The following is a 25,881-nucleotide window of genomic DNA, read 5'->3' as shown; positions in this document are numbered from 1 at the left end:
GCAAGAAAGAGTTTCTATTATATCTTTTCTACCCCTTGCCTTTGCCTTTCCCCTGATTTTTACAGAACTCCGGCGCTACCCAAGCCCAAGATTACTCCGGCTCCGAGCAAGTGGCCGAAGCTGGCTGTGGCCAGCAATTCTGGTACGCCGAAGCCTTTGAACATTCCAGGGAGTGCAACGGGTAAAGCTGGGCCCTTGCCTCTGTTTCGCTTGTCTATGCCGTAGTAGCCGATCGTGATCGCCAGCAAATTACATAAAATCATTGTCAGTCCTACCATTGGCGACCACTCCGGTGTTGAAGGAGCGGTAGATTGTACGGCTAACAGCAAAGATGAGTTGATCACGTTCTTATCTCCTGATTTCATAGATATATTGATTTCCAAGATTATAAAAAGCGTTTTGCATTAAACTAAGATTTGTTTTAATAGTTAACAATTCGTTTATATTTTGATACAAATTCGCAAGGGAGGAGTCGGAGTGCGGGTAAAAATTTGCGGAATCACTAAATTAGACCAAGGAATTGCGATCGCCCGCTTGGGAGCCCAAGCTTTGGGGTTTATCTGTGTGCCGGCTTCCCCGCGCTATGTCAGCCCAGAAACAATTCGCCTGATTGTCGAGCAGTTACCGGAAAATGTCGATCGCATCGGCGTTTTTGCAAACACCACAATAGAAAATATCTGTCAAGTAGCGGCAGAGTCAAATTTAAGCGGGGTGCAGTTGCATGGAGATGAAACAGCGGAATATTGCGATCGATTGCGGGAGTTTTTGCCGGGAATTGAAATTATCAAAGCCTTGAGAGTTAAGACTCCTGAAACTCTAGAGACGGCGGCTATTTACGCTGTTCGTGTCGATACTTTACTGCTCGATGCTTACCATCCCAATCAACTCGGCGGCACTGGCAAAACGATCGACTGGATGATGTTATCAGAGTTTAGACCCCAGTGTCCTTGGCTGCTGGCGGGCGGTTTAACACCTGATAATATTTTAAATGCAATTGATAGTGCGATCGGCAATAACTTCAGCGGTGTTGACCTTTCTAGCGGCGTAGAAATAGCGCCGGGAGATAAAGATTTGACAAAAGTTGCTCAGTTGTTTGCTAATTTAAGTCAACTTGCTAATCATTGATAATTGGCAATACCAAATTCGCGCTTTTTATCGGATTCATTCTTTAGTCAGTGTGAGCGAAGCCTGCCGTAGACTAGGCAGACTTCGTTTGTATAGTAGCGGTTTCAACCGCAGTTTATTGCGTTTATTGTTGTTTTATCGGCGGATCTCAAAAGTCCGTGAAGCGGAGCTATCCCGTTCCCCGCAGGAGTTCCCGTAGGGTAGGGAATCGCCCTCCGGGTCTTCGTATTCCAAAACCAACTCACTAACCGTAGCACCGGTGGGGCCACGGCGGCACCAACTAATCATTCCTTCCACAGCTTTTTTGGAGCCTTCAAAGACAGCCTCAACGCGCCCATCGGGGAGATTTCTTACCCAGCCGCCCAGGCCGAAATACTTTGCTTGATTCATCGTTGAATATCGGTATCCTACTCCTTGAACTAATCCCGAAACAAAAACGTGGACTCTGACGGGCGGGGGTGATTGGTTTTGCATAATAAACGGCTCAATTTACTGCTAACATCTGTTTGAAAATTTTAAGGATCAGTTTGATTATGTTAAATTTTAGTGCCATCGCGCTGCCGGGATTCCTGATACGCCGCATCACCCTGGCTTTTTCAACTATTCCCGATTTCACCGATTGGCTGGTTGCAGCTATGCTCGCGCTGGTTTACACTTCGATCGCTCTTTCCGTCGGTTTTTGGTCGGGATTTCTAAAAGTAGACGTGCAAACCTCTGGGCGTACAATTGTGGGAGTGCTTCTTGGCTGTTTGTTAAGTCCGGGCATCACCGAGGAATTATTGTTCCGGGTGTTAATGCTGCCGCACCCGTTCGAGAAGGCTTCTGGGTTAATGCTGTGGTTTTGGGGAGGCGCGAGTTTGGCGACTTTTGTAGTTTACCACCCGCTGAACGCGCTGACTTTTTACCCGGTTGGTCGATCGACCTTTATGAATCCAGTATTTTTGCTACTGGCGGCAATTTTGGGAGTTGCGTGTTCCCTCGCCTACCTGCAAAGCGGTTCTATCTGGCCTGCGGTGGCGGTTCACTGGCTTGCAGTGACAGGCTGGCTGTTGCTACTGGGCGGTTACAGGAGGCTCTATGGTTAAATGTAAAAAGTTAAGCATCACTATTTTGTCGGGAGGATCTCAGTTGTGGGTATCATAGGAGCGATCGTAGGTTTTTTGGCAGGGGTAGCAGTTGCTTACTGGTTAGTGGAAAAGCGCTTAAAGAAGCAAAAGCAAGAATACTTGCAGCAAACTCGCAGAATTAGTGAGGAAATAGAATTAGCTCAGATGTCTCGGGTGCAACAAGCTGTCGAATCTCAGAAGGGAGAACGGGAAAATCAGCTTAGAAAAGCTACTATCGAACACGAAAATTTACTCAGACAAGTTACTACCCAATACGAAAACCAGCTCAAACAAGTTGCGGCTCAATATGAAAATCAGCTCCAACAAGTTTTGGCAGAACGCGACAGGCAGGTCCAACCAGTTGCCAGCGTAGACGAGTACGAGCTGCGGCGACAAATCAGCGAGGAATTAGAAGCTGCTAACAATGCTAGGATGCAGCAAAATCTCCAATCTTTGCAAGCAGAACACGAACATCATTTACTCAAAGTTGCTGACGAATTGCATCTAAGTTATCAAGCTCAGATGGATCAACATTTGCAAAACCTGCAAGATGAACACGAAATTCGCTTGAGGCAAACTGCCGAGGAATATGAGAACCGAGAGGTTGAAATGCAGTTAAATATGGAGGCTTTGCAAGAGCAATACGAGAGTCAGTTGCAAGCGGCTCACGAGCAGTTGAGAAACCACGAAGCTCAGATGCAAGTTACTATCAGGTCTTTGCAAGAGCAGTACGAGAGTAATGTACAACCACAAGAAGTCCCCCAGCAGCAGTTCAGTCAGTTAAATTCAACAGAATTTGCCGAAGGTTTATCACAAGAAGAAGTTTTGCAGAAACTTTCAAGTGAGTTAAATCAAACAGAAGTTAAAGAAGAGTTAAATTACACAGATTTTTCGGAACCACAACCAATTGATTTACATCAACCCGAAGTCGAACCACAGCTTCCAATTGCCAGACAAGCACCAAGCTATTCCCTACCGCAGTTGATGGGATGTGTTCAAAGTCAGGACAAAGAAACCCGCAAGTTTGCAGCGTCTTCTTTAGGTAAAATGGCTGCTGCTAATGCTCTGAGAGCCGAAAGTCAGCGAGCAATAGAAACCTTGGGAAAATTAGCTCAAGATATTCACCCGGATGTGCGCGAAGCTGCTGTGGAAGCACTAGCAATGATTAAGTCGGAAAAAGTGATTCCGCTGCTACAAAAAGCTTTGCGAGATATAGATAGCGGTGTGGCTAAATCGGCAAGTGCTGCGCTCAATAAGTTTAAGTTTTATCCGCGCACTCCGCCGGCTAAGCCGAAAAATGTTGATCTGAAGAAACCAAAGCGTTAAGCATTTACGAGCATAAATAAATATAGCAATTCTCAATTGCCTACAACACAGTAGGGATACAACATTGTTGTGTCCTTACCGAGCTCCTATATTTCACTCAATTTCGATTACTACCACAAACTTTGGAGGTTGGGTTGAGCAAAGAAATCCAACTCAATTATTCGATCGACAACTAGCCCTATCCTTAGCAGAAATCACCGACAGGCCGCAAGCCCAGGCCGAGGGAGTCGCCTTTGGGAACTTCGTTGCTGACACTATCCTCCCCTCGTTGGTGACGAAACACACCCCTTGACATTGAAGTTGAGTATAAGGTTTAGACTGATCTCAGAGTTCACAAGGAGAAGTTTGAGATGGCAAAGCGTATAGTCGAAGTCTTTACGGCTGGGTGTCCTTTATGTGATGAAACCGTTAAGTTGGTGAGGGAGTTAGCCTGCCCGAACTGCGAGGTGCAGGTGTACGACCTGCGCGAGGGTTGTGCTAGTAATGATTGCCGTGAGAAAGCAAACCAGTACGGCATTCACCGCGTCCCTGCTGTTGTTGTAAATGGCAAGCTTGCTGAGTGCTGCTCCAACCAGACTCCAGTATCCCGCGAAGCACTTGTGGCGGCTGGCATTGGACAAGGATAGAGCAAGTATGGGGAAGGAAACTATCCTTCCCCATCACAGCAAAGGAGACGGTACGAAAGTGAAACAAGGCCTATTGATAGGTGAGTTGGGCAAGCAAGTAAATCTCCCCACTCAAACGATTCGCTATTACGAACGCTTGGGCTTACTCGACCCACCTGAGCGAACAGAGTCACAATATCGCATCTATTCCGCAGACGCTCTAGAGCGTCTGCGATTCATCCAGAAAGCCAAGCTATTCGGGCTTTCGCTCGATGAAATTAAACAGCTAATTGAAATGAGGGCTGGGGGGATTCCTCCCTGTGCCAGCCTCCAGACAATGGTGAAGAAACACCTCGATGAGTTGGACTGCCACATCCAGGAAATGCTGGCATTCCGTCACGAATTAGCCAATCGGTATGAGCAAATCTCTGCCTTCGTTTCAGACTCACCAGCTACAACTACTGAGGCGAGCTTTAACGGCAGAATCTGTGGATTGATTGAGCGAGAAAAAGAGGATGCAAGCTAGAATTCAACATTTATTGAAGTAAGATCGACTCTGGCTGGCTCGGAGAGGGTAGGAAAAAATGAAAGCACAAAGAAAGTGTCTAACTTGGACAAATTCTCCTTACAGTCACAGTTCTACAAGGTGAACTTAGAGTAAACCCGCACCCACACAGCCGATAACCCAGATTAACCTGATGTTCGATCGAATCCAAAAAATGTAGATTCGGATTTGTCGTGTTCGTGGAGGCGGGTTTATTATATTGTTGGTTTCTGAGATAGATGATTGGTGAAACCCACCCCTAAACTTAACTCCTGACTAATGACTACTGACTAATGAGTAATTTAAAATCGCTGCTTTGTACCGAGTATAAATTTGAGGTCGCCGGAGTCGCTAACACCCACATCTAAGCGAATTAATCCAAAGCGCGATCGCACCCTCACGCCCACCCCAACACCCGCCCCAGTCCCCGGTTTGTCCCTGACTACGGCCGGTTTTCCGAGTACACTATCTCCCGTTCCCAAATCCGACGCAAAATCAACAAATATCACGCCGCCGACATCCTGGCCCACAGGAAACCGATATTCGCCGGAAGCTAAAAAATAACTCCGGCCGCTGCCAATATCCCCGGTATCGTAACCCCGCACGGAATTGCGGCCGCCGAGACGAAAAGCTTCTGTTGGTGGCAAATCCCCGATTACCGTCCCCGCTTGCAGGTTAAAAGCCAGCATTTCGGGCAAGGCTTCGGACTCGCCGCGGCCGAGCAAAGTTACTGGTATATATTGTATATAATTTGCCAACAGGCGGTTGCTCACAATGTTTCCTCGCCCGAGAGGTATCGACTGCTCGGTACTGAGGCTGAGAATCGAGCCGCTGGTAGGGGTGAAGGGATTATCCCGCCGATCGAGCAGCGCACCCACAGAAACAGTGTATAACTCCTCAACGCCCGAGCCGCTGAATGTGAGAGGATTGCCGAGTTCATCGCGGCGGGCGATATTTAAGTTGCGATCGCGCGTACTGATGTTTGTATAATTCAGTCCCAAAGTCCCTCGCCAATCGCCCAAAGGTCGCGTAAATGCGAGATTTCCGCCCATCCGAATTTCCCGAACTCGGTTCCCGTTGGGCAAATCAATATCTTTGTTGAAAATTTCCGATGTTTTGCGATCGCGAAAACCTCTGACACTGTATCCCAAACGGTCTTCGCCTACAACGTAAGGACTGACAAACTCGATCTGGTACTCAATACCTCGGAGGCTGGGCACAAGTTCCACTGCTAGCCGCTGTGGAGCCCGGCCGAAAGTTCGATCGGTATACGAAAGAGGAACAGCAACGCCAATATCATCACTAAGAGTGGCACTTACGCTAAAAGATCGAGCCGATCGCTCTTGAACGTTGTAAATTACATTAACATCCGTGCCAACTTCTTCAATCGAAACCGTAACCTTGTCAAACAATCCCAATTGCTGCAACTGCTGCAAATCCGATCGCACAACTTCCCGGCTGTAGTTATCCCCCGCCTTGAGTTTGAGTTCGCCTCGGATAAAATCTTCCGAAATTCTGCCCTCAACCGGATTCCCTTTTTTATCAACAGCTTCGCCTCGGGAATTGACAAAGCGAATTTTCACATCAGCAACGTAAACGCCTTCAGCATTGCCGGCTTGACTGATTTGTAGAGTACCGCCTAGCTGTTGGGCGTTGCTGTTTACTGCTTCGGGAATTTCGGGGTTGGCCGCGATCGCCGCCGGAGTTTTTAACAGAGATGTAAAATCTTTATTGTGCCTGGACTTGAGAGATATCAATTCCGGTTGCACCGGAATGACTGTTGACTGTTGACTGTTGGCTGTTGACTGTTGACTCGGGGTGGAAAAACTGAATGGTTGAGTGTTAACTGTTGACTCGACTTTATTATTTTGATGCAACCGGAAACGATATGAGGGAGATTCCCTAGGGGATAGCTGCGCCGCGCGTACTTCTGGAGAAGTTGCGAGCTCATCGGATGCCGGCAAATCCCGCACAGTTGGGTTCACCTCATCCGATTGGTGACTATTTAAGACTGGAACCGATAACAAATGTCGCTTGTCATCGAGTCTAGATCCCCCTAAATCCCCCTTAATAAGGGGGACTTTGAGCATATTTCTTGTCCCCCCCTTATTAAGGGGGGTTAGGGGGGATCTAGACTTCGCTACAAACAACAGAGACAGTCGGTTTGACGTTAAGTTATCACCGATGACCTCATCCTCCTCCCTCTGTGCCCTTGTGGGACAGGCGTCTCGCCTGTCAATTTCTGCGGTTCCCTCTCTAAACTCCGCCTGAGTCGATGCGGCACTCGGATCAATCGCCCGCGCCGCCAATTCACCGCCTGCAGGCGCCGCCAAACTCAAAAATGCAATAATCGGAATTCGCATAAAAATAAAATTCAAGCACACCCAAGGCATATTACCCAAAACCCGGCCCCCTGCCTAATTAGCCGAAAAGAAACCCGGTATTTTTGAGGCTACCGGGTTTCTGGGATGCTGAAATTTGGGAAAGTTTCGATCGCGGGCGATCGTAAATTGGGGAAACCGAAAATTTGTTTAAAGAGTTTGTCGAGAAACTCGTTTCTCAAAATGAGCCTGAGTCTGCTGCAACAGTTGTTCGCGACTGTCCTTAGCGGTAGTAATGGTAGGGAGCAAGTTGCGAGCTTGTAACGTCATGTGAAGCTGTAGGTGTGCTACGTACTCACTGACATCTTCGCGAAGAGAGCAAGCCGGGTACTGTTTTAAAGTAGAGTTCAAAGTGTTCTCCTGCTTTGAGTTGGCAGTATTTTCTAATAATCATAGAGAATATCATGGTCTATTTCTAATTGTGTACTCCGTAATGAACTTTAACCTTTGGACTGCTCTTTTGTTACAATAGTTTACAAATGTACCTTACCTATCAGAAGTCGATCCCCATGCAGTCTCAAGCAGTTGTAGGACAAAAGCACACCTTAAGTACATTTGTCAATAGCACCACTCAAACAGCAGCCTACCTCGACATCGGGTGCGGCACACCCTTATTGATGCTGCACGGTTTCTTCGGAGAAAAGACTTGCTGGCTGCCATTAATTGAGTTATTGCAATCTCAGTTTCGGTGCATCAGTTTAGATATGTTAGGTTTTGGAGAATCCAGCAAACCAGAAATCCGCTATGACGTAGCTGTAGAAGTTGCTTTTGTGCGGCAAGTTGTAGAACAACTAAATATCGAACCCTGCTGCATTATCGGACATTCTTTTGGCGGTTGGGTAGCATCTGCATATTCTCTAAAATATCCTACTTCTGTGAGCAGTTTAGTATTAGCAGCACCAGCGGGAATTCGGGACGATAGTTTTTGTGGTCAATATGATGCTTTGCGGCCCCTGTTGTGGAAAACTCCAGCCGTGGATTGGGCCTTGCAGTTGGCAAAACCTTTTGCTAGTTTAGCTGGAAAAAGTGATAAATTGCAGCAAATTTCCGGGTGGCGACGCGAGTTAATGTCTCAACCAGTAGCAAGGTCATTTTTAATGAGCCGGATGCGGCCAGAAGACGCAGTTGATACAGTAGAAAAAGAAATTCACAAATTGCAAATTCCTACCTTAGTCATCGCAGCAGATAGTGACGAAACAATTCCTTTATGGCACTGTGAAACCTACGCTAATGAGATACCGGGGGCCGAGTTAGCAATTATTCCTAATGCTGCTCACGGGTTGCCACAAACTCAAGCTCAAGTTATGGCGAAGTTGATTTGTAAATTTTTGAATGATTAAGAAAAACGGTGCAAGAAGCCGACTCATAAAAATTGTGATAGACTACTAATTGAAAATTATTGTATTTTAGTATACTACTTTAGTAAGAAATACAGAATATATTGCTTAGTGTATTGTACAATGTTTTTTTATGGCTCTTAAATCTTGTGTCAGCAGGAGCTACAGACATTTAATTGAGTCGGGGGTATTACCAATGGCAGCACTGAGCAACTACTTTAATCTGGAAGAAATTACGACAGCCAGAAAAATTAGTGCTGCGGTAATTAATATCAGTGGCCGTCAGCGAATGCTTTCCCAACGCACGGCTTTTTTTTGCATGAGGTTAGTTTGCTCTCAGAATGGGGTAGAAAGAGCCAAACTGCGGGGGAATTTGTTAGAGGCGATCGAGCTTATGGAAAAATCGCACCGCGACTTAATTAATACTGACAGCCGCATCAACTTAGTGAGTCCCCCTTCAGCCACCGTCAAGGCACTGTATTTTGAGGCGCCACTGTATCTAGACAAACAAGTCCGCCAATATATCGATCGAATAAAAGCATTGCTGCAAGTTCCCGATGCCGAACTCATGCTGGAAAATCCCCATCTGCTGTACATTATCGAAGCAGCGGGCGGCGAATTGCTAGAAGCTTTCGATGCCGTGGTGAGTCAATACCAGCAAGAAAGCGAAATCGAACAATTTGAAATCGACCTTAAACAGGTTGAACTTTATCAAGAAAGTTGTGCTGCTACCGCGAAAGCAGAAGCTCAAGCGGCCGAGATCGATCGCGCACTTTGCGAACTAAAACAAACTCAAGCTCAACTCCTCCACAGCGAAAAAATGTCTTCGCTGGGGGCGCTAATGGCTAGTATCGTCCACGAAATTAATAACCCAGTTAGTTTTATTTACGGCAACTTGAGCCATGCCGCAATTTATACTCAAGATTTGTTGCACCTGCTGTGTCTCTATCAAAAATGCTATCCCAATCCCTGTCCCGACATCACAGCGAAAGTCGAAGAGATAGATCTTGGTTTTCTAGTTGAAGACTTGCCTAAAGTTATCTCTTCCATGCAAATGGGTTCTAATCGCATTCGCGAAATTGTCAAATCTATGGGCAACTTTTCGCGAACCGATAACAGTAACATGACCATGTGCGATTTGCACGACAGCATTGACAGCACCGTGTTAATTTTGCGAAACCGTCTCAATTCTCAAATAGACCGTCGCGACATTCAAGTAGTTAAAAATTATGGAAAGTTGCCTCCTGTAGAGTGTTATTCAGGACAGCTAAATCAAGTATTTATGAATCTAATTACCAACGCGATCGATGCTTTGGACGAGGTATCACAAAATCAGCCCTATGCTGCGCTAAAAATTTCGATCACCACAGAATTAGCAGGGCCAGAGCGCGTGAGAGTGCGGATTGCTGACACGGGAACCGGAATGACACCACAGATAAAAGAGCGAATGTTCGAGCAGTTTTTCACCACCAAAAAAATTGGTAAAGGTACTGGTTTAGGATTGTCTATTGTCTACAAAATCTTAGTAGAAAATCACCGAGGCTCGCTTCGGTGCGAGTCGGAGCCCGGCAAGGGAACCGAGTTTATCATTGAACTCCCGATCCACCAAACTTAAGCAATTTACTAATCATCCAATTTTCTTTATGTTAACTGTGTGTGGCACGGGCGTCCCGCCTGTGTTAACTGTGCCACGGGCGTCCCGCCTGTGTTAACTGTGTGGGGCACGGGCGTCCCGCCTGTGTTAACTGTGTGTGGCACGGGCGTCCCGCCTGTGTTAACTTTAATTAAAATTTACAGATACCCTATGCTAATTCGAGCTTCAAAGTTGGCAACAGCTTTTCTAAATTTCTGAGAGATTTCTGTTGCCAAGGAATATCATTTGAACCCAATACCACAAGTTGAATCGTTTTCTTTTTCCGGATACTAATAACAAATTTAGACAGCATACTGATACCAGAACTGTTAACAAATTCCAATTGTTGTAGGTTCAAGGTAATAGTAGGAGGTTCCCCATTAGCGACCTCATCTAACAATTCGACTATTGGTGCATACTCTGGAGGGCCGCTCAGGCTGAGTTCGCCTTGGAAAGTGACTGTGACTGATTCTGGATCGTAGTGAATGCTGTAATCTTCACCTTTAATTTCTTGAATGGCCATTGTGATTTTGTTTCCTGACTAAAATATTGCGATCGCACAAGAGAGTAAATATTGAAACGCTAGAAACTAGACCTTAATTTGAACTACAGTCGTAACAATGATGGTATCACTATCTTGCCAGCGATCGAATTTCCAACCTATCTTAGCTGAATAGTCATTAATCATCGTCAGCAATCCCAATCCCGATGTGTCACTTTCCGATTCCGCATTCTTTTCAAGCTGCTGCAAATAAAGTTCATTAGGATCGGCAGCCATAATTTCTTCAATAAACTCCTTCAGCTTATTTGCCCCTTGTGGATTGACACTATTACTGGCAAAAATTACCGCCGTCACATCTGTTTCACCAATAAAATGTATGCCAAACCTGACCTTGTAATTGGTATCATCGTTATTAAATTTTATCGCATTTTCTAACAGTTCGTTGGCTACGTAGCTCACAGCTCCCTTGCTTTCTTTTATCCGTTTCTCGCTGCTAGCATCCTCCTCATCCACCGGTAGAAAGCTAGACAAATAATCGGCTACAAAATGAGCAGAAAGCCGGTTGTTGCGCCAGCGCTGCTTGATGGGGCGAGAACTGGGGGTAAATGTAAGTTCTAGGGAGTCGTGTTCAGGAGGAAATTCTTCAATGAATTCTCCAAAAATTTGTGTCATTGTTTTTAAGCTTCCAGATGTCATGATTTCTCTCCCTCCAATTGATGTATTAATGTCACTTTTGGGTGAATTTCCACACGCCATTCCAGTTAGCAGGAATACTATTTTCTAACAGCGATTGGATTCGTTTTAGGTAAAGTTGACTGGGCTTGTCATCTGGATTTAGCGCCACTATCTGTTCAAAACAAACTAGGGCGTTAGCAAAATTTCCCTGACAATATTGTTGGAGTCCCTCCTCAAATATAGGCAAAGTTTGAATTTTGAGCGATCGCACTGGTTCTACTTCAACATCTAACACCTCACAAACTGTAATGGCTTCTTGTCTACCTTTGACAATAGCCCGATCCAAAAAACGGATATGATACTTTTGGGGTTGACTCAAACGTTGCACCACATCTCCAGAAATTAATAAAGATACGCCATAATACTTAGTCAAACCTTCCAGACGAGCGGTGAGATTGACATGATCAGAGAGCGCATCTGCTTGCATCCGATTTGCGTCTCCAATAATCCCAACCATCGTATCACCCACATGGATACCAATGCCAATCTTCAGCGGTATATCCCCATTTATTTTACGGCTTTGATTGTATTTCTGCAACTGCTCCAATTTCACAATTCCTGCCTGAATAGCATCATCAACGCCATCAGGAAAAACTGCCATGACTCCATCTCCAATATACTTGACAATAAAACCGTTGTGCTTACGAATTTCGGGACTAATTTGCTGTAAATAGTTATTGATGAAGTCAAAGTTTTCTTGAGGAGTCATTTGCTCCGCCATCGTGGTGGAGGAACGCATATCAGAAAACATAATTGCCATCTCTTTGCTCACGTGATCTCCAAGCTGGAAATCAACAATGCTCTGCTTGCCGAGAAATTGGAGAAATTCATCGGGAACAAAACGTCCGTAAGCCTGCAAAAGTTTCTCTAATTCTTGTTCCCGCGCTTTCACCGTTTGCACCATATGCGAGAATACCTGTGCCAGTTCTCCCAGCGCATCACTGCGCGCTGCCACTTCTGACAATATCTCGGGTTCAAAGCTGTTGTTTTTCACAGCAATAGCTGCATCTATAACCTTTTTTACCTGCTCGATGTAAGTCTGCATCTCTCGATTTTTATGACGGATCTGGTTTTCCAGATCCGTGGAGTGTTGGGTGATAATTTCTACTAAGGTTTCATAGCTATTTTTTTCATCTTCGACTTCCTCAAGTTTTTCGCTCAACTCCTGTAGCTGGGTATAGAGTTCTTCTGGAGATTTAGAGGGCGCTAACTTTATTTGTGGTTTCATAATTTATACTTCCGAATCTGGAAGCGCAAAATTGTTTGACTTCCTCGCTGTAAATTATTATAACTTACAGGCGCGGAACTCCAAATCCTGTTTCTGCTTCGATGCTGGACCACTAAATCCAAGATTCCTCGTAGAAAGCGGATTGACGACCGTCACTCATCAATTATGCACAATATTTCCCTGTTGCTTCAATACGAGCAAAGTAATATCATCAAATACCTTTTGTTCTCCAATAAAGTTTCGCAAATCATTGATGGTGGCTTCCTTGATTTGTTCGGCGCTCAAATGCCAGTTTTGAGAAACCACTTCACAGAGTCTTTCGATACCGTAGAATTTTTTGTGCATATTTCTAGCTTCGGGGATGCCGTCAGTATAAAGCACCACCCCGTCCCCAGGTTCTAAGTCTACTAAAACATGGCTAATCCAATCGGAAATATCCTCATCTAATGCGAGCGGAAATCCTAAATTTATGGTGTCTATCCGCTGGATTTGACCCCCTTTCCTGACCACAAGAGTTTCCTCGTGTTGACCGCTGATACTAATTGTGCGATCGGCGTAGTGGAGCAAAGCTAGTGTCATATTTTTGTCGGAGTTCATGCGCTGGACATTTTTATAAATAGTGCGGTTGAGGGTATCTAAAAAGCGCACCGGGTTGGATTCTTGCATTTCCTGAAGAGTGCGAACAGCCGCTTGAGTCATCACCATCAAAATGCCGCTTTCTAATCCGTGTCCGGTGACATCACCAATGCAAATCGTGACAACCCCGTTAGTACAAAGTACGTCGTAGTAATCACCGCCTACTTCCGAGGCTGGCTCCATAAATCCGGCAATATCTAAATCTTCAATGGCTGCAAGTTCAGCAGGTTTTGGCAGAATCAACTGCTGCATTTGTTTGAGCATATCGAGCTCGGAGCTCATGCGGAGGTTTTCCGCTTTCAGGCGCTGGTTGAGAGCAGCAATTTGTTTGGTGGCTGTAGCGAGTTCAGAGGTACGTTCTTTGACTTTATCTTCTAGCGTTTCAAAGGATTCTTGCAGTTGTCTCGCCATGCTGTTAAAGGAATTTGTTAATGTTTCTATTTCCCAAATTCGACTGGAATCAACGTTTTGGTTAAGAGCACCACCTGCTAGATATTCTGAAGCTTGAGCAATTTGCTTCAGGGGGCGAGTAATCCAGCTAGCGGTGAAAATACCCACTCCAACAGAGACAATGAGAGCCACAATACACAGCAAAATGGTCTGGCGAGTGTTAGCATAAATTTGCGCCATAAACTCCGCTTCAGGAACTACTACTACAATCAGCCAATTGAGACCGTACTTGTCAGTTAGCGGAGAAACTTGGATAAATTGCCGCTCACCGTTGAGCTTAAAGTCAAGTTGAATAGTTTGATGGATGTCTTCCAAACGCTTGAAGCGATCGAGCAGATAAACCACACTTTGACGCATCAATGGGTTGCTGCTTTCCTGTGCTTTGATTCGCTTTGTATTTGGGCCTGTTCCCACCGAAAGAGGCTGTTCTTTAACCGAGGTGGCTATTAACTCACCCTGGGGTTCAATGATAAATACTTGACCGGAATTACCCACCCTTAAGGTTTGTAGAAAGTGGCGAATTTGATCTAGTCCCATCTGGCAAGTCAGGACGCCAATTAGTTGGCCTTTGGGATCGTAATAGGGTAGACTCGCATTAATTTGCAGTGTACCGTAACCAAAATTAATATAAACTTCACTCCAAGCTGCCTGTTTCTTCTCAACAACAACTCTGTAAAAAGGGCGCGTGCGAACGTCATAATTGGGTGTGGTTTTGTCAATTGTTGTGGGGTTTCCATCAGCGTCAAGGTTGTAATATATCAAGTCGCCACCCCCGGGAATCAGTTGCTGGGCAAGCTGAGGTTGTTCAAGTCGAACCAGCCGATTTACCCAACCCACACGCAGGTACTGACCTTTTTCGTTGGCAATTCCCGCGTAACCGATCGATTTAAATTGCAGAACTTGTTTCCAAAAATAGGGTCGAGCTTGCTCTAAATCGTCAAAGTTCAACACCCCCAAAGGTACAGCATCCTGATTGATCTGATTCACCAGTGGCGGAGCTTCCAGATAGGTTTGGACACGTTCGTAAACTCTCGCACTCACTTCCTGCCGCAACTGACTAACAATATCGTTGACTATCTGCTCTCCGTTTCTGTAAGAGAGATAGCCAACGCAGCCAACAGCAGCCAAAATTTGGAGAACAAAGGGCACTACCAAGACATTGCGGAGACGGAATTTGCCCGATCTGGAGACGATCGCAGTTTTTTCAGAAACCATTGTTAAAAACACTCCCAGCGGGGGGTTTACAGTAGGTGGATTAACTTTTCAAATGCTGCCCTACACCCAAATAATGACGCCGCGAACATCTTTGGCAGATTCCGAACAAAAAAAGTAAATTACTTGAGCTAGAGATTCAGGTTTCACCCATTAGTGAGCCTTTTCCGAACCCATTGCGGATCTATTTGTCGGAGTATCAATCACACGGGGGAGGACAGTATTAGCAGTGATATTAGTATCTTTTGTTTCATGTGCGATCGCCTTTGTGAGCGCCACCACTCCAGCTTTAGCAGCACAGTAAGCCACCAATTGTCCAATCGGCTGTTCACCCCCACGCGCACCCACAGTCACAATCCCCCCATCCCGCCAGTCAACAATACTTGTTTACCTTTCATGATTTATAAGTCAGTTGGTACAAATAAATATAACATGGGGAGAGGGGGGGTTTGGTAGTATTAAACTCGCTGCTACCATAGACTATAACTAAACGCGAGCCTACAATTTACGATTTTCTATGCGGTTTTTTTCCGATAACCTATTTACCTTTTTCGATATGTTAAGCTCGACTGACAATGTTATCAGATCCCCAACTCAACAAACATCAAATAATCTGCGTTAATCAGCGCTCATCTGCCTGGATCAGCCGTTAAACTAAAAAAAATCCTCACAAAAATGCAAGTTACCAAATCCCTCCACAGCGCCATACTCATCTCCAACCTAGAAAAATCCCAACACTTTTATAGCACCGTATTAGGACTGCCAAAAATAGATAGAGACTTAAAATTTCCCGGAATCTGGTATCAAATCGGCGACTTCCAGCTCCACCTAATTTTAGCTGCAACAATTATCCCAGATGCCGTAGACAATGCCAAATGGGGACGCAATCGACATCTAGCATTTTCTGTGGCTAACTTAGAGGCAGCCACACAGCAGTTAATCGCTCACAATTGCCAGTTTCAAATGAGCGCGTCAGGTCGATCGGCATTATTTACCCAAGATCCCGACGGCAACATCATCGAACTCAGCCAGTAACAGATGAAAATCATCGCTTATTCTTACACCGAACCGCTACTGGAAGCAGCACCCGCACCGGAAATTTGGGGCCAAGAAGTCGATCGCACCTATCAAGACTTAGGAGGGCGACAACAACTGCAACAACTCCTAAAAGACTGCCAAACAGAACCAGTCAAATACCTGTTAATTCAGCGGTTTGAAGAACTCGGAGACACCGTACAGCAAGTGTGTTCGCACCTCGGCCAACTCGAAAACCTCGGCGTCGAAATCATCGTACAAACAGAAACAGAACCGCGAAACCGCCAAAACTTGCTGCAAATCCTCGCAGAAATCCAGCGCAGCCAACACAGCCGGAGTATTCGCAAAGGACACGCGCGCAACCGCCTCAAATCCCGGATGCCACCGGGTAAGGCTCCCTACGGCTATCGGCGCGGCAAAGATTGTTATACGATCGATAAAACCACCGCCCCCACCGTCAAAGACTTTTTTGAACACTTTTTAATTTACGGTTCCTTGCGAGGTTCCGTGCGGTATTTAGCCAAAAAATACAACAAAAAAATCTCTGTGAGCACCGGCCGCCGCTGGCTGACAAATCCCGCTTACCGAGGCGATTTGGAATATCAAAACGGCCAAGTAATTTCTAACACCCACGTCCCGATTATTTCCAGAGAAGAAGCCGCCCAAATAGACAGGTTACTGCGCCGCAACCGCTGCCTTTCTCCTCGCAGCGCTAGCGCCCCACGTTCCCTCGCAGGTTTAGCAATTTGTGCAGAATGCAAATCGCCCATGACAGTTGCCAAAGTCACCTCCTACCGCAAAGAAAAAGAATACCTTTATTTGCGACCGATTAACTGTCCAAAACAGCCTAAATGTAGCGGTTTTTCCTACGATGAAGTATTGCAATTAACCATCGCCGGAATTTGTCGGGATTTACCCGATGCTGTTGCTGGGTTGCAAATGCCGGATATGAATAGAGTTAAAGCAGGCATGGGAAGTGCGATCGAATTTAAAGAACAAATCATAAATCAACTGCCAGCCCTGATTGAAAATGGCATTTTAGACACAGAAACTGCCGAATTGAGGGCATACAAAATTCGCACCGAAATTGCTCAAATGCAAAGCAAATTAGCGCAACTACCGCCCGTGAATTTGCGAGAAATAGCTCAAACTGTTTCTCTTCCCCAATTTTGGTTGGACTTGTCGGAATCAGAACGCAGGTTCTATTTTCGAGAATTTATCGATCGCATAGAGATTGTACGCGAAAATTTAAAATTGAGTCTGCAAATTATTTTCATTTTTTAAGTAAACCGATCCCTAACTTCTCCATTAGCTTGAACTAACTTTTTTTAGCCTTTAGCCAATAGGCGATCATCTCTCCTTTACCTTTAACCGTTATCGCACCTCTTTCCTCAAATACATAGCGATCTTTTAACAGCTCATAAATAGCAGTAGTAACTTGAATATACCCCGGTAATCCTTGACATTCCATCCGAGAAGCAACATTAACAGTATCTCCCCACAAGTCATAAATGAATTTTTTAGTGCCAATTACGCCAGCAACTACGGGCCCTGTATTAATGCCAATCCGAATTTGAAATGGTTCGCCTTTGTCGGTTTGAAAATCAGCGATCGCTTCCTGCATATCCAAAGCCATATTGGCGATCGCTTCTACATGATCTGCCCTCGGCACAGGCAACCCCCCCGCTACCATATAAGCATCTCCAATTGTTTTAATTTTTTCCAAACCGTGTTTTTCTGTTAATTGGTCAAACCTTGAAAAAATTTGGTTCAGTACATTTACCAATTCTAGAGGTAACATTCTCGCAGCAATAGACGTAAAATCGACAATATCGGCAAAAAGAACTGTTGCTGAATCAAACCTCTGAGCAGGAGAACCCTCGCCCTTTTTCAAATTTTCAACAATCGCGGCTGGTAAAATATTCAACAATAAATGATCGGACTTTGTTTGAGCAAGCCGTAAAGCTACCTCCACCCCCTGCCGCTCTTTAATTTCGTTTTGCAAACGTTCGACAAGTTCTTTGAATTGCTTTGTTTGCTCTTGAAGTAACTGTTGTTGACTTTGAATTGTTAACTGATTTGCCACTCGTGCCAATACTTCTTTAGCGTGAAAAGGTTTAGTAATATAGTCAACTCCTCCCACATCAAAGGCTTTCACCTTATCTAAAACGTCATCTAAGGCGCTTAAGAAAATCACGGGAATGGAACTGGTTTTTGGTGAAGCTTTCAACTTTTCACATACCTCATATCCATTCATGTCTGGCATCATCACGTCCAGCAAAATTAGAGTCGGCGGAAACTCCAGCACTGTAGCGATCGCCCTTTGCCCGTTCAGCACTTTACGAACCTGATACCCTTGTTCGGTCAAGATTGTAGATAAAAGCCGGACGTTATCGGGCTTATCATCAACTACTAAAATGTTGGGTTGAATGGTAGGATATTGATTGCTGTCCATGCGAGGATTCACAGTTGTTTTTTAAGGTCAAATATCTTAACACTTAATAATTCGCTCTCCACCAAAACGATACAGTATAAATTTTGATTTTCTCTCCTACAAAGAGAGGACACGAAGAGGTTATGGGGGGTTAAGGTTAGGTCTTTTTTAAATAGGAGATGCTCCTACGCTGAGATTAGGGGGAAACTGGTATTCTCACCGTCGGAACTGCTGATTGCGCTAGCTCTATAATATCGTCAAACAGGAAATCGTCCACTAAAGTAGTTAAAACTTCTGCGGCTCCAGCAAATTCTCTAGGCAATTCCTCAATCAACTTAAGAATTTTATCGTCGCAACATTCATGAGCAGCATGAGATATCTTCTCCACCCACTCATGAGGCATTTGAGCGAGTTGTGACTCTACAGATAGATTGCTAGTCACTCCGCTAATTTCGCTGTCATTTTCTAGTGGTGCCTCAACAGATTCCTCATAAAGGTAGCGCACTCCTAAAAGTTCTTCCATCTTCGCAAATAATATCTTTGCCTCGAAGGGTTTACGCATGAAATCATCGCAGCCTGCTCCTAAAATAGTTTGTCGTTCCTCTTCAAAAGCGCTAGCAGTAAGAGCAACTATTACAGTTTGTTTTCCGAGAGGATGAGCTTTAATTTTTCTGGTGGCTTCATAGCCATCCATGACAGGCATCTGCATATCCATCCAGATCAGGTGCGGTTGCCAATCTTCCCATACAGCAATAGCTTCTTGACCATCTCTAGCTTCTCGCACGAGGATGCCTAGTGGTGACAATAATCTCTCTATGACTAGGCAGTTATCGGCGCGATCGTCAACAACCAAAATCCGGTATTCTGGTTGATTCGGTGCTAAACCAATTACTTTTTTCTGTGGTTTAAGGATTTTAATCTCGGTGGGAGTGGCAAGGCTGATTTTAATATCAAATGCAAACTTACTTCCCAACTCAGGTGTACTGCTGACAGTAATATCTCCTCCCATCATTTGTACAAATTTGCGGCTAATTGGTAAACCTAATCCAGTTCCCTCTTGAGATTTTTGACCTGTTTTTGTTTGCTCAAAGGGTTCAAATAACTTATTCATCTCTTCTGCGGCAATGCCAAGGCCAGTATCTTCAATTTCAAACTGAAGGCGTAACAATTCCGGGGCAAGGTGATTCGCGTCTACACAATCACACTCTGCCAAGCTTTCGGACTGATTAAAACCAGTGTACCATCCGGGTTTTCTTTGTATAGGTGCGGTTTCAACCGCTAAGCATTCGGAATGTTCACAACCCGCGCCGGCAAGTTTTTTTGGTGTGTTGGAAAACTCTGCGGTTTCAGCCCCCAAACTTTCTTCTACCTTCTTTTTAACTCGCAAAGTAACGCTACCCTTCTCTGTAAACTTGATCGCATTTCCTACAAGATTAATCAAAATTTGGCGCAATTTACCTTCATCTCCAGTAACAAAGTGTGGTACGCCGTCACCCACTTCCAAATTTAGCTGCAATTTCTTAGATTTAGCTTTTAATCGAAACATTTCTTCTAAGGTTTTTAGCAAGCGCATTAAATTAAAACTGCTTTCATTAAGCTGACTTCGGCCGGCTTCAATTTTGGACATTTCCAAAATGTCATTAATTAGAGCAAGCAAGTGTTCACCCGCGCGATTAATAATTTCTAGGTGCTGTTGGTGTTGATTGTTGAGAGATGAATCGCGCACCATCACCTGACTAAATCCGAGAATGGCATTCAGGGGAGTCCGCAGTTCGTGGCTCATAGAAGAAAGGAATTCGCTCTTGGCGCGGTTAGCTGTATCAGCAGCTACGACAGCTTTTTGTAATGCTGTTTCTGCTAATTTGCGATCGGCAATTTCGGTTTGGGCTTGTTCAAAAAGGGTGCATTGCTGGATGGCAATTGTTAGCTGCACGGAAATTTGCTTGAGAGATTCTATCTCAGAAGAGTTCCAATGCCTATGACTGCGACAGTGATGAGCAATGAGTAGCCCCCATAGTTTTTCACCTTGCAAAAGGGGAACCACGAGGTTAGCTTTAACTTCCAACTCGCTCAGTAAATTAAGGTGGCACTCTGAAATACCTGCCGTGTAAATATTGTCGATCGCGCGAATGTGTCCCTGCTCGTAAAAAGAGACGTAGCGTTCTCGAAAACAAGGGTCATTAATGTCAATTCCCAAAATTGGCATCGTACCCACGGCTACCGACTCGACGGCTACCACTCCACTCCAATCTTGGTTAAAGCGGTAAATAATAGTCCTGTCGGTGGACAAAAACTGGCGGACTTCTTCCACAGCCATTGTCAGCACTTCTTCTAAGTTAAGAGAGGAACGAATTCGCTCTTGAATGGAATTCACGAGCCGCTCCCTTTTTACTTGTTGCTGCAAAGCTGCTTCGGCCTGTTTGCGAGCCGTAATATCTACTCCATAACCAACGCACTCCACAGGTATGCCAGCAGCATTTTTGACTAACTTTATCTCATCGTATATCCAGCGATAATTGCCGTCTTTGTGCCGTTCGCGGTATTCGTAGGAAATCGATTCTTTTTCCAATATCTGAGCAAATGCAGTAGCAACAATTTCTCGATCTTCTGGGTGAATCAGGCTATGCCAATCAAGGGAACCATCAAGAAATTCTCGTGCTTCGTAACCAATCATTGAAACAATATTATCGCTGACAAATGTTACGTCATAATTTTCCCCTAATGTGCAGCTAAAAATCACTGCCGGAGTAGTCGCCAGCAAATATTGCAAGCGTTCGGTGACAGAGCGCAAGTTTAACTCGGCTTGCTTGCGATCGCGAGCTTCCATTGCTAAAGCTGCGATCTGTGCCACATAGCTAGCGAAGCTTTGTTCGTCGAGGGTCCAATTCCTCGTCGTTCCCTGATGTTCTAAACAAATTACACCCGCAATTTGTCCTTGATGGGTAATAGGAACATCTAGCATCGACGAAATGTTTAAAGGCGTCAAATAAGATTCGCTAAATTCTAGGGTGCGCGGATCGGTTTTGGCATCAACCACTGCGATCGCCTGTTCTGTATTCAAAGCTTGAAAATAGCTAGGATAGTCAGCAACTTTCAGTTCTACACCCTCGCTGTGTTGATTGGCCGTCAGTTCGTAGAGTTCGGCACACCACATTGTGGATTTATTTTGCTTATAAAACCAAATACTTCCCCGCTCCACATTTAGAGTACGGGTTGCCATTTGTGTAATCTCTCTCAACGCCTCGTTGATATTTCCCTCGTAGATACTAGAACTTTTTGCTAATTCTAGCAAGCCAGTTTGTTTTTCTATTAACCTAATTTCTCGTTCTCGCAAAGCGGATTCAGCGGCTATTCTTTCTCTTATTTCGGCTTCTAAATAACCGTTAATTTCTCTCAACTCTGCGGTGCGCTCTTGCACTTTAATTTCTAAGTCATCATAAGCACAGCGCAAAGCTAATTCTGCATCTTCACGCACGGCGATTTCACACTGCAACTTGCGATTTATCTCCTCTAATTCTTGGGGAGCTTTTAAAGATAAAAATTTTGGCAATAGTGTTACCATCGAGGCGGCTGTGTAGCAGGAAACCAGTGCAGTAATTCCTTTTTCAATCCCCGATAGCCAATAGGCGGAATGCCACAACGTCCAAATTTCTAGCAAGTGACCCGTGCCGCAGAGAATAATAAATGCACCAAATAAAGCAAATATTCCTAAAAAAGGGACATCGCGCCGCTTGTAGATAAAATAAATTAGCATCGCCGGAATTGAATAGTAGGCGATCGCAATTAAAAAGTCCGCTGTTACGTGCAGCCACACTAAAGGCGTTTGCCACAGATAGCAATGACCGTGAGGCATATACTGAGTTGGAGAAAAGATATTTTTGAGTGCTTCCCACATAATATTTGCTATTTGCAGATAATGTTGATGTGAACGATGCCTAAGCTAGGGAAAAAAGTAAAAGAGATTCAAAATTGTAGCTGGATGCGGAATGAGTTATTACCGCCTCAACTAAACTTGTTCATAACAGTTTGCTTGTGGGCAAGGTTGCGCTCGCAACTGTGCGGTCGCAAAGGAATTTCAATAATAAACTCAGTACCTCTGCCAACCTCGGAAGTGCAGCGCAAATAACCTTCATGGGCTTGAATAATCTGATAAGAAATCGCCAAACCCAGTCCGGTACCAGCGCCGATAGGTTTCGTCGTAAAAAACGGATCGTAAATTTTAGCGATCGCGTCATAATCTATGCCAGTGCCATTATCAGCAATGTGAATCTGCACCCACTTGCCATCAACTAAAAGCGTGCGGAGGCGAATTTTTAGCAGTGGGCAATAGGTGTTTTGTAAGTAATCATGAAAATTATTTTCCCAATAGCCTTTGGGGAAATCTCCCTGCGCTACACTCTGTTCTAAGGCATCAATAGCATTAGAAATAATGTTCATAAATACTTGGTTAAGCTGTCCCGCATAGCATTCCAATAGTGGCAACTCTCCATACTCTTTAATCACTTGAATCGGCGGACGGTTTGGTTGTTCTTTCAAGCGGTGCTGCAAAATCATTAAAGTGCTGTCGAGCCCTTCATGGATATTTACTTTTTTCATATCAGCTTCGTCTAATCTGGAGAAAGTTCGTAAAGATTTAACAATCTCCCTAATTCGCTCTGCTCCAATTTTGATCGAACCAAAAAGTTTTTGCAGGTCTTTTAAAACAAAATCGAGTTCAATGGTTTTAATCTTGTCTGCAATTTCCGGCGCAGGAGTGGGGTAATAAACTTGATAAGCCTTAATCAATGCCAAAATATCTTTAATGTATTCCTCCGCCGGAATCAGATTGCCATAAATGAAGTTAACAGGGTTATTGATTTCGTGAGCAACCCCAGCTACCATTTGCCCCAAAGAAGACATTTTTTCAGTTTGCACGAGTTGAGTTTGGGCGTCTTTGAGCTGTTGCAGGGCGTTCTCTAGCTGCTGAGTTCGTTCAAGCAGTTTAGCTTCAGACTGCCGCAATGAATTTTCAGCCAAGGAGCGATCGCGATTTTCCTGTTGCAAAAGTTCATTGGTTGATTCTAAAGCGATCGTCCTCTCAATCACCCGTTTTTCCAATTCTAGCATTAATTCCGAGAGTGCTTCTTGAGCTTGTTTGCGATCGCCAATCTCCTTTTGTAAAGCTACATTTGCCACCGCCAATTGATCAGGACTGGGGATAGCCAAGATTTTTGGGATTAGTTCCACCAGCACTGCTGCGGTAGATAGCGAAATCAGCGCCGTAATCCCTTTAAGAAAACCAGAGAACCAATAATTAGGATGCCACAGCGTCCATATTTCCATAATATGGGTAATCCCGCAGCAGATAATAAAAGAGCCAAACAGCATGAAAACCCAGTCAAAAGGCACGTCTTGCCGCTTTTTGACAATATAAATCAGCGTGATCGGTATCAAAAAATAAGCGACGGCTATCAAACCATCGGACAAAACGTGTAGCCCCACTAATCCCGGCTTCCACAAGTAGCAATGACCGTGAGGAATAAAATAAGTGGGAAAAATTTTATGAACCATTGGCATCTAATTAACTCGGTTATTTGGTACTAATTTTACAAAAAGCTTCGCGAAAAATCCCAAACCCTGCTGTCACCAAAAGAAGAGTTAGGCTTTTGGACTTAACACTTGTGAGGAGTAGATGCAGCGATATGAAAGTACATTTTATTAAATTAACATCAATTGAGTAAATTTTAGCAATATCAAGTGTCACATTTTTAATTGTGGCTTCATGAGCAACTGTGACACCTGCATGACATTTTGGCTAACGACGGCAAAAAAGTGAACGCAGCTACCTGAAATTTAGGCTCACCGACACACCTTGAAACGGGGTTATAAAACTCAGTGACCAGGGAGACAACGGGGAAATCACCAGATTTAACGGATGTCAGGGATTTAACTTAACAAAGAAAGAGAACCATGCTCAAAAAACAGTAAAGGTGGGTTCACTTTTGTACCCTTGAAGAGTGTAGACAGGCTAAATACGCCCGCCCCCACCACGCCAGGGAATGCTTTATTATTGACAGTGGTACTCTTCGAGAAGATTTAACCGATTTGACCAATTACCCCCTGAGAAATGTCGCGACAGGATCGTGTCGCAATCCAATAGGCGATCGCTCTAGCCTTTACAGTCAATCATAAGTGATAATATCAACCATACACTTATAGGCTAATTGCCAGGTATGACGAGAGATGAGGTACTACAGCTAACTCGTGTCCGATTACAAAAAGATTTAGGCGGCGCTGAATTAGGGTATGATAAATTTATAGTGCGAGCGACCAAAAATAACACTTCAAAAAACGCAGAGCTTATGCACTGTCCTGAATGTCAGTCAACTCATGTTAATAAAAATGGTCATAAAAAAGGTAAACAGAATTATATTTGTGTCGGTTGTAGCAGACAGTTTATAGATTGCTATAGCATTTCTTAGAAAGATGAGGTATAATATAACTGACTTAAACGGAGTGAAAAATATAGAACTTCAAAATGTTATACAGCTCTAATTAAATAGGGCGATCTTCGAGCAGTAGTCCCTCGACCCGCAGCAGTCACTAGAATGACAACTATCTCAAATTTTAGCAAGGATCACGCATTAGTAAAAATGAAAACTTATTCGATTGATTTTAGACAAAAAATTATGGATGTGTACCATAATGAACCGCTGTCACAAAGAGCAATAGCTAACCGTTTTTGTGTAGCCCTAAGTTTTGTCCAAAAATTGGTTAAACAGTATCGTGACACCCAAAACATTGCTCCTCGCACTGAGCGATGTGGAGTCAAATTAAAACTGAATGCAGAACAACTGCTAATTTTAGCGGAATTGATTGAAGCAAACAATGATGCAACTCTCGAAGAACTCCGTTATTTACTGTACCAAAAAATTGGTTTTACCATCAGCGTAGCAACGATGGGAAGAATGGCAAAACTCTTAAACATGACTTTGAAAAAAAAACTCTTTTCCCGTCAGACAAAGGCACTGACAGGGTTCAGAACCTGCGATACGAGTTCTGGCAAAAAATTAGAGAAGTTTGTTTCAAAGACTTAATATTCATTGATGAATGTGGAGTAAACTTGGCAATGGTTAGGTTATATGCTCGATCTCTAAAAGGTTCAAGAGCCAAGGGATCAAAACCGAATAAACGCGGAAGAAATGTCTCAATAATTGGAGCTATATCGGTCAAAGAAGTCCTAACATCAGTTAATTTAATAGGTACAACTGATGCAATTACATTTGAGGCTTTTATTATCCGAAAATTAGTGCCAAAGTTATGGAAAGGTGCTTGTGTAGTCATGGATAATTGTACTATTCATACCGGAGAAGAAGTAGAAAAAGCCATCCAAAAAAAAGGGGCTAAATTAATATACTTGTCGCCCTATTCGCCGGATTTCTCCCCAATTGAAAATTTATGGTCAAAACTTAAAAATATTCTCCGTTCTATCAAGACACCTAATTATAAAGAGTTAGCAAAAGCCATAGAGTTTGCATTTAGTGAAGTTACATCAGCAAATATTTGGAATTGGTTTACTCACTGCTGTTATTGTACCTCACCTTTGTAAGAAA

Annotated in this window: 22 protein-coding genes and 1 pseudogene; 11 read left to right on the top strand and 12 right to left on the bottom strand. The window is 44.1% G+C overall.

Annotated features, from left to right (window positions below):
- Positions 1–59: 59 nt before the first annotated feature.
- Entirely contained in the window at positions 60–365 is a 306-nt protein-coding gene (gene psaK, locus D0A37_RS01275; protein WP_445242464.1) for a photosystem I reaction center subunit PsaK, read from the bottom strand.
- Between the two features lie 112 nt (positions 366–477).
- On the opposite strand from psaK, the gene D0A37_RS01270 reads away from it, so the two are divergent.
- Entirely contained in the window at positions 478–1,125 is a 648-nt protein-coding gene (locus D0A37_RS01270) for a phosphoribosylanthranilate isomerase (protein ID WP_242725835.1), read from the top strand.
- 135 nt (positions 1,126–1,260) lie between these two features.
- On the opposite strand, the gene D0A37_RS01265 is transcribed toward D0A37_RS01270, so the two are convergent.
- On the bottom strand, positions 1,261–1,599 hold the full coding sequence (locus tag D0A37_RS01265) for an acylphosphatase (RefSeq protein ID WP_242720251.1): 339 nt from the start codon (positions 1,597–1,599) through the stop codon (positions 1,261–1,263).
- Between the two features lie 59 nt (positions 1,600–1,658).
- Here D0A37_RS01265 and D0A37_RS01260 point away from each other — a divergent pair, with 59 nt between their 5' ends.
- From D0A37_RS01260 to D0A37_RS01245, 4 genes are all read left to right on the top strand, one after another.
- Entirely contained in the window at positions 1,659–2,210 is a 552-nt protein-coding gene (locus D0A37_RS01260; protein WP_242720248.1) for a CPBP family glutamic-type intramembrane protease, read from the top strand.
- A gap of 45 nt (positions 2,211–2,255) precedes the next feature.
- Positions 2,256–3,557 carry a HEAT repeat domain-containing protein gene (locus D0A37_RS01255; RefSeq protein ID WP_242720246.1) on the top strand — a complete coding sequence of 434 codons (1,302 nt, stop codon included), beginning with the start codon at positions 2,256–2,258 and terminating at the stop codon, positions 3,555–3,557.
- 350 nt (positions 3,558–3,907) lie between these two features.
- Entirely contained in the window at positions 3,908–4,183 is a 276-nt protein-coding gene (locus D0A37_RS01250; RefSeq protein WP_242720244.1) for a thioredoxin family protein, read from the top strand.
- Positions 4,184–4,190: 7 nt separating this feature from the next.
- Positions 4,191–4,688 (top strand): heavy metal-responsive transcriptional regulator, encoded by a 498-nt coding sequence (locus D0A37_RS01245; protein ID WP_242720242.1) that lies wholly within the window; start codon positions 4,191–4,193, stop codon positions 4,686–4,688.
- 320 nt (positions 4,689–5,008) lie between these two features.
- Here the strand turns inward: D0A37_RS01245 and D0A37_RS01240 are convergent, their stop codons facing one another.
- Together D0A37_RS01240 and D0A37_RS01235 are read right to left on the bottom strand one after the other, a co-directional pair.
- On the bottom strand, positions 5,009–7,069 hold the full coding sequence (locus D0A37_RS01240; RefSeq protein ID WP_242720240.1) for a BamA/TamA family outer membrane protein: 2,061 nt from the start codon (positions 7,067–7,069) through the stop codon (positions 5,009–5,011).
- A gap of 168 nt (positions 7,070–7,237) precedes the next feature.
- A complete protein-coding gene (locus D0A37_RS01235) occupies positions 7,238–7,438 on the bottom strand; it encodes a hypothetical protein (RefSeq protein WP_242720238.1) in 201 nt (66 codons plus the stop codon).
- A 128-nt stretch (positions 7,439–7,566) separates the two neighbouring features.
- On the opposite strand from D0A37_RS01235, the gene D0A37_RS01230 reads away from it, so the two are divergent.
- Positions 7,567–8,427 (top strand): alpha/beta fold hydrolase, encoded by an 861-nt coding sequence (locus D0A37_RS01230; protein ID WP_242720236.1) that lies wholly within the window; start codon positions 7,567–7,569, stop codon positions 8,425–8,427.
- A 130-nt stretch (positions 8,428–8,557) separates the two neighbouring features.
- On the top strand, positions 8,558–10,039 hold the full coding sequence (locus tag D0A37_RS01225; RefSeq protein ID WP_242720234.1) for a sensor histidine kinase: 1,482 nt from the start codon (positions 8,558–8,560) through the stop codon (positions 10,037–10,039).
- A gap of 187 nt (positions 10,040–10,226) precedes the next feature.
- Here D0A37_RS01225 and D0A37_RS01220 read toward each other — a convergent pair whose 3' ends face one another.
- The 5 genes from D0A37_RS01220 to D0A37_RS01200 all read right to left on the bottom strand — a co-directional run bounded on the left by D0A37_RS01220 (position 10,227) and on the right by D0A37_RS01200 (position 15,174).
- Positions 10,227–10,580, bottom strand: a complete 354-nt coding sequence (locus tag D0A37_RS01220) for a slr1659 superfamily regulator (protein WP_242720232.1) — start codon at positions 10,578–10,580, stop codon at positions 10,227–10,229.
- 66 nt (positions 10,581–10,646) lie between these two features.
- On the bottom strand, positions 10,647–11,231 hold the full coding sequence (locus tag D0A37_RS01215; RefSeq protein ID WP_508632739.1) for a slr1658 family protein: 585 nt from the start codon (positions 11,229–11,231) through the stop codon (positions 10,647–10,649).
- A gap of 55 nt (positions 11,232–11,286) precedes the next feature.
- Positions 11,287–12,522 (bottom strand): adenylate/guanylate cyclase domain-containing protein, encoded by a 1,236-nt coding sequence (locus D0A37_RS01210; RefSeq protein ID WP_242720228.1) that lies wholly within the window; start codon positions 12,520–12,522, stop codon positions 11,287–11,289.
- A 159-nt stretch (positions 12,523–12,681) separates the two neighbouring features.
- Positions 12,682–14,823: a SpoIIE family protein phosphatase gene (locus tag D0A37_RS01205; RefSeq protein ID WP_242720225.1), complete on the bottom strand. Its 2,142-nt coding sequence runs from the start codon at positions 14,821–14,823 to the stop codon at positions 12,682–12,684.
- Between the two features lie 150 nt (positions 14,824–14,973).
- A complete protein-coding gene (locus D0A37_RS01200) occupies positions 14,974–15,174 on the bottom strand; it encodes an SDR family NAD(P)-dependent oxidoreductase (protein WP_445242463.1) in 201 nt (66 codons plus the stop codon).
- Positions 15,175–15,495: 321 nt separating this feature from the next.
- Between D0A37_RS01200 and D0A37_RS01195 the strand changes: the two genes are divergently transcribed.
- Positions 15,496–15,855, top strand: coding sequence for a VOC family protein (locus D0A37_RS01195; RefSeq protein ID WP_242720223.1), 360 nt, complete (start codon positions 15,496–15,498; stop codon positions 15,853–15,855).
- A 3-nt stretch (positions 15,856–15,858) separates the two neighbouring features.
- The gene (locus D0A37_RS01190; RefSeq protein WP_242720221.1) at positions 15,859–17,139 is read left to right on the top strand and encodes a recombinase family protein; all 1,281 of its coding nucleotides are present in this window, start codon (positions 15,859–15,861) and stop codon (positions 17,137–17,139) included.
- Positions 17,140–17,173: 34 nt separating this feature from the next.
- On the opposite strand, the gene D0A37_RS01185 is transcribed toward D0A37_RS01190, so the two are convergent.
- The 3 genes from D0A37_RS01185 to D0A37_RS01175 all read right to left on the bottom strand — a co-directional run bounded on the left by D0A37_RS01185 (position 17,174) and on the right by D0A37_RS01175 (position 23,845).
- Positions 17,174–18,310: an adenylate/guanylate cyclase domain-containing protein gene (locus D0A37_RS01185; RefSeq protein ID WP_242725833.1), complete on the bottom strand. Its 1,137-nt coding sequence runs from the start codon at positions 18,308–18,310 to the stop codon at positions 17,174–17,176.
- Between the two features lie 175 nt (positions 18,311–18,485).
- Positions 18,486–22,184: a GAF domain-containing protein gene (locus D0A37_RS01180; protein WP_242720219.1), complete on the bottom strand. Its 3,699-nt coding sequence runs from the start codon at positions 22,182–22,184 to the stop codon at positions 18,486–18,488.
- A gap of 107 nt (positions 22,185–22,291) precedes the next feature.
- Positions 22,292–23,845 (bottom strand): sensor histidine kinase, encoded by a 1,554-nt coding sequence (locus D0A37_RS01175; RefSeq protein WP_242720216.1) that lies wholly within the window; start codon positions 23,843–23,845, stop codon positions 22,292–22,294.
- A gap of 785 nt (positions 23,846–24,630) precedes the next feature.
- Between D0A37_RS01175 and D0A37_RS01170 the strand changes: the two are divergent.
- Together D0A37_RS01170 and D0A37_RS01165 are read left to right on the top strand one after the other, a co-directional pair.
- Positions 24,631–24,738: pseudogene (locus D0A37_RS01170) on the top strand (IS1/IS1595 family N-terminal zinc-binding domain-containing protein); the annotation flags it as partial.
- A 183-nt stretch (positions 24,739–24,921) separates the two neighbouring features.
- A protein-coding gene (locus D0A37_RS01165) for an IS630 family transposase (RefSeq protein ID WP_242715677.1) occupies positions 24,922–25,877 on the top strand; the annotation gives its coding sequence in 2 pieces (ribosomal slippage) (positions 24,922–25,255 and positions 25,255–25,877; 957 coding nt in all).
- The last annotated feature ends 4 nt before the right edge of the window (positions 25,878–25,881 follow it).

The sequence above is a fragment of the Microcoleus vaginatus HSN003 genome, from assembly GCF_022701255.1.
GTDB classification, from domain to species: Bacteria; Cyanobacteriota; Cyanobacteriia; order Cyanobacteriales; family Microcoleaceae; genus Microcoleus; species Microcoleus vaginatus_B.
This window is presented reverse-complemented; position numbering and strand designations above follow the sequence as displayed.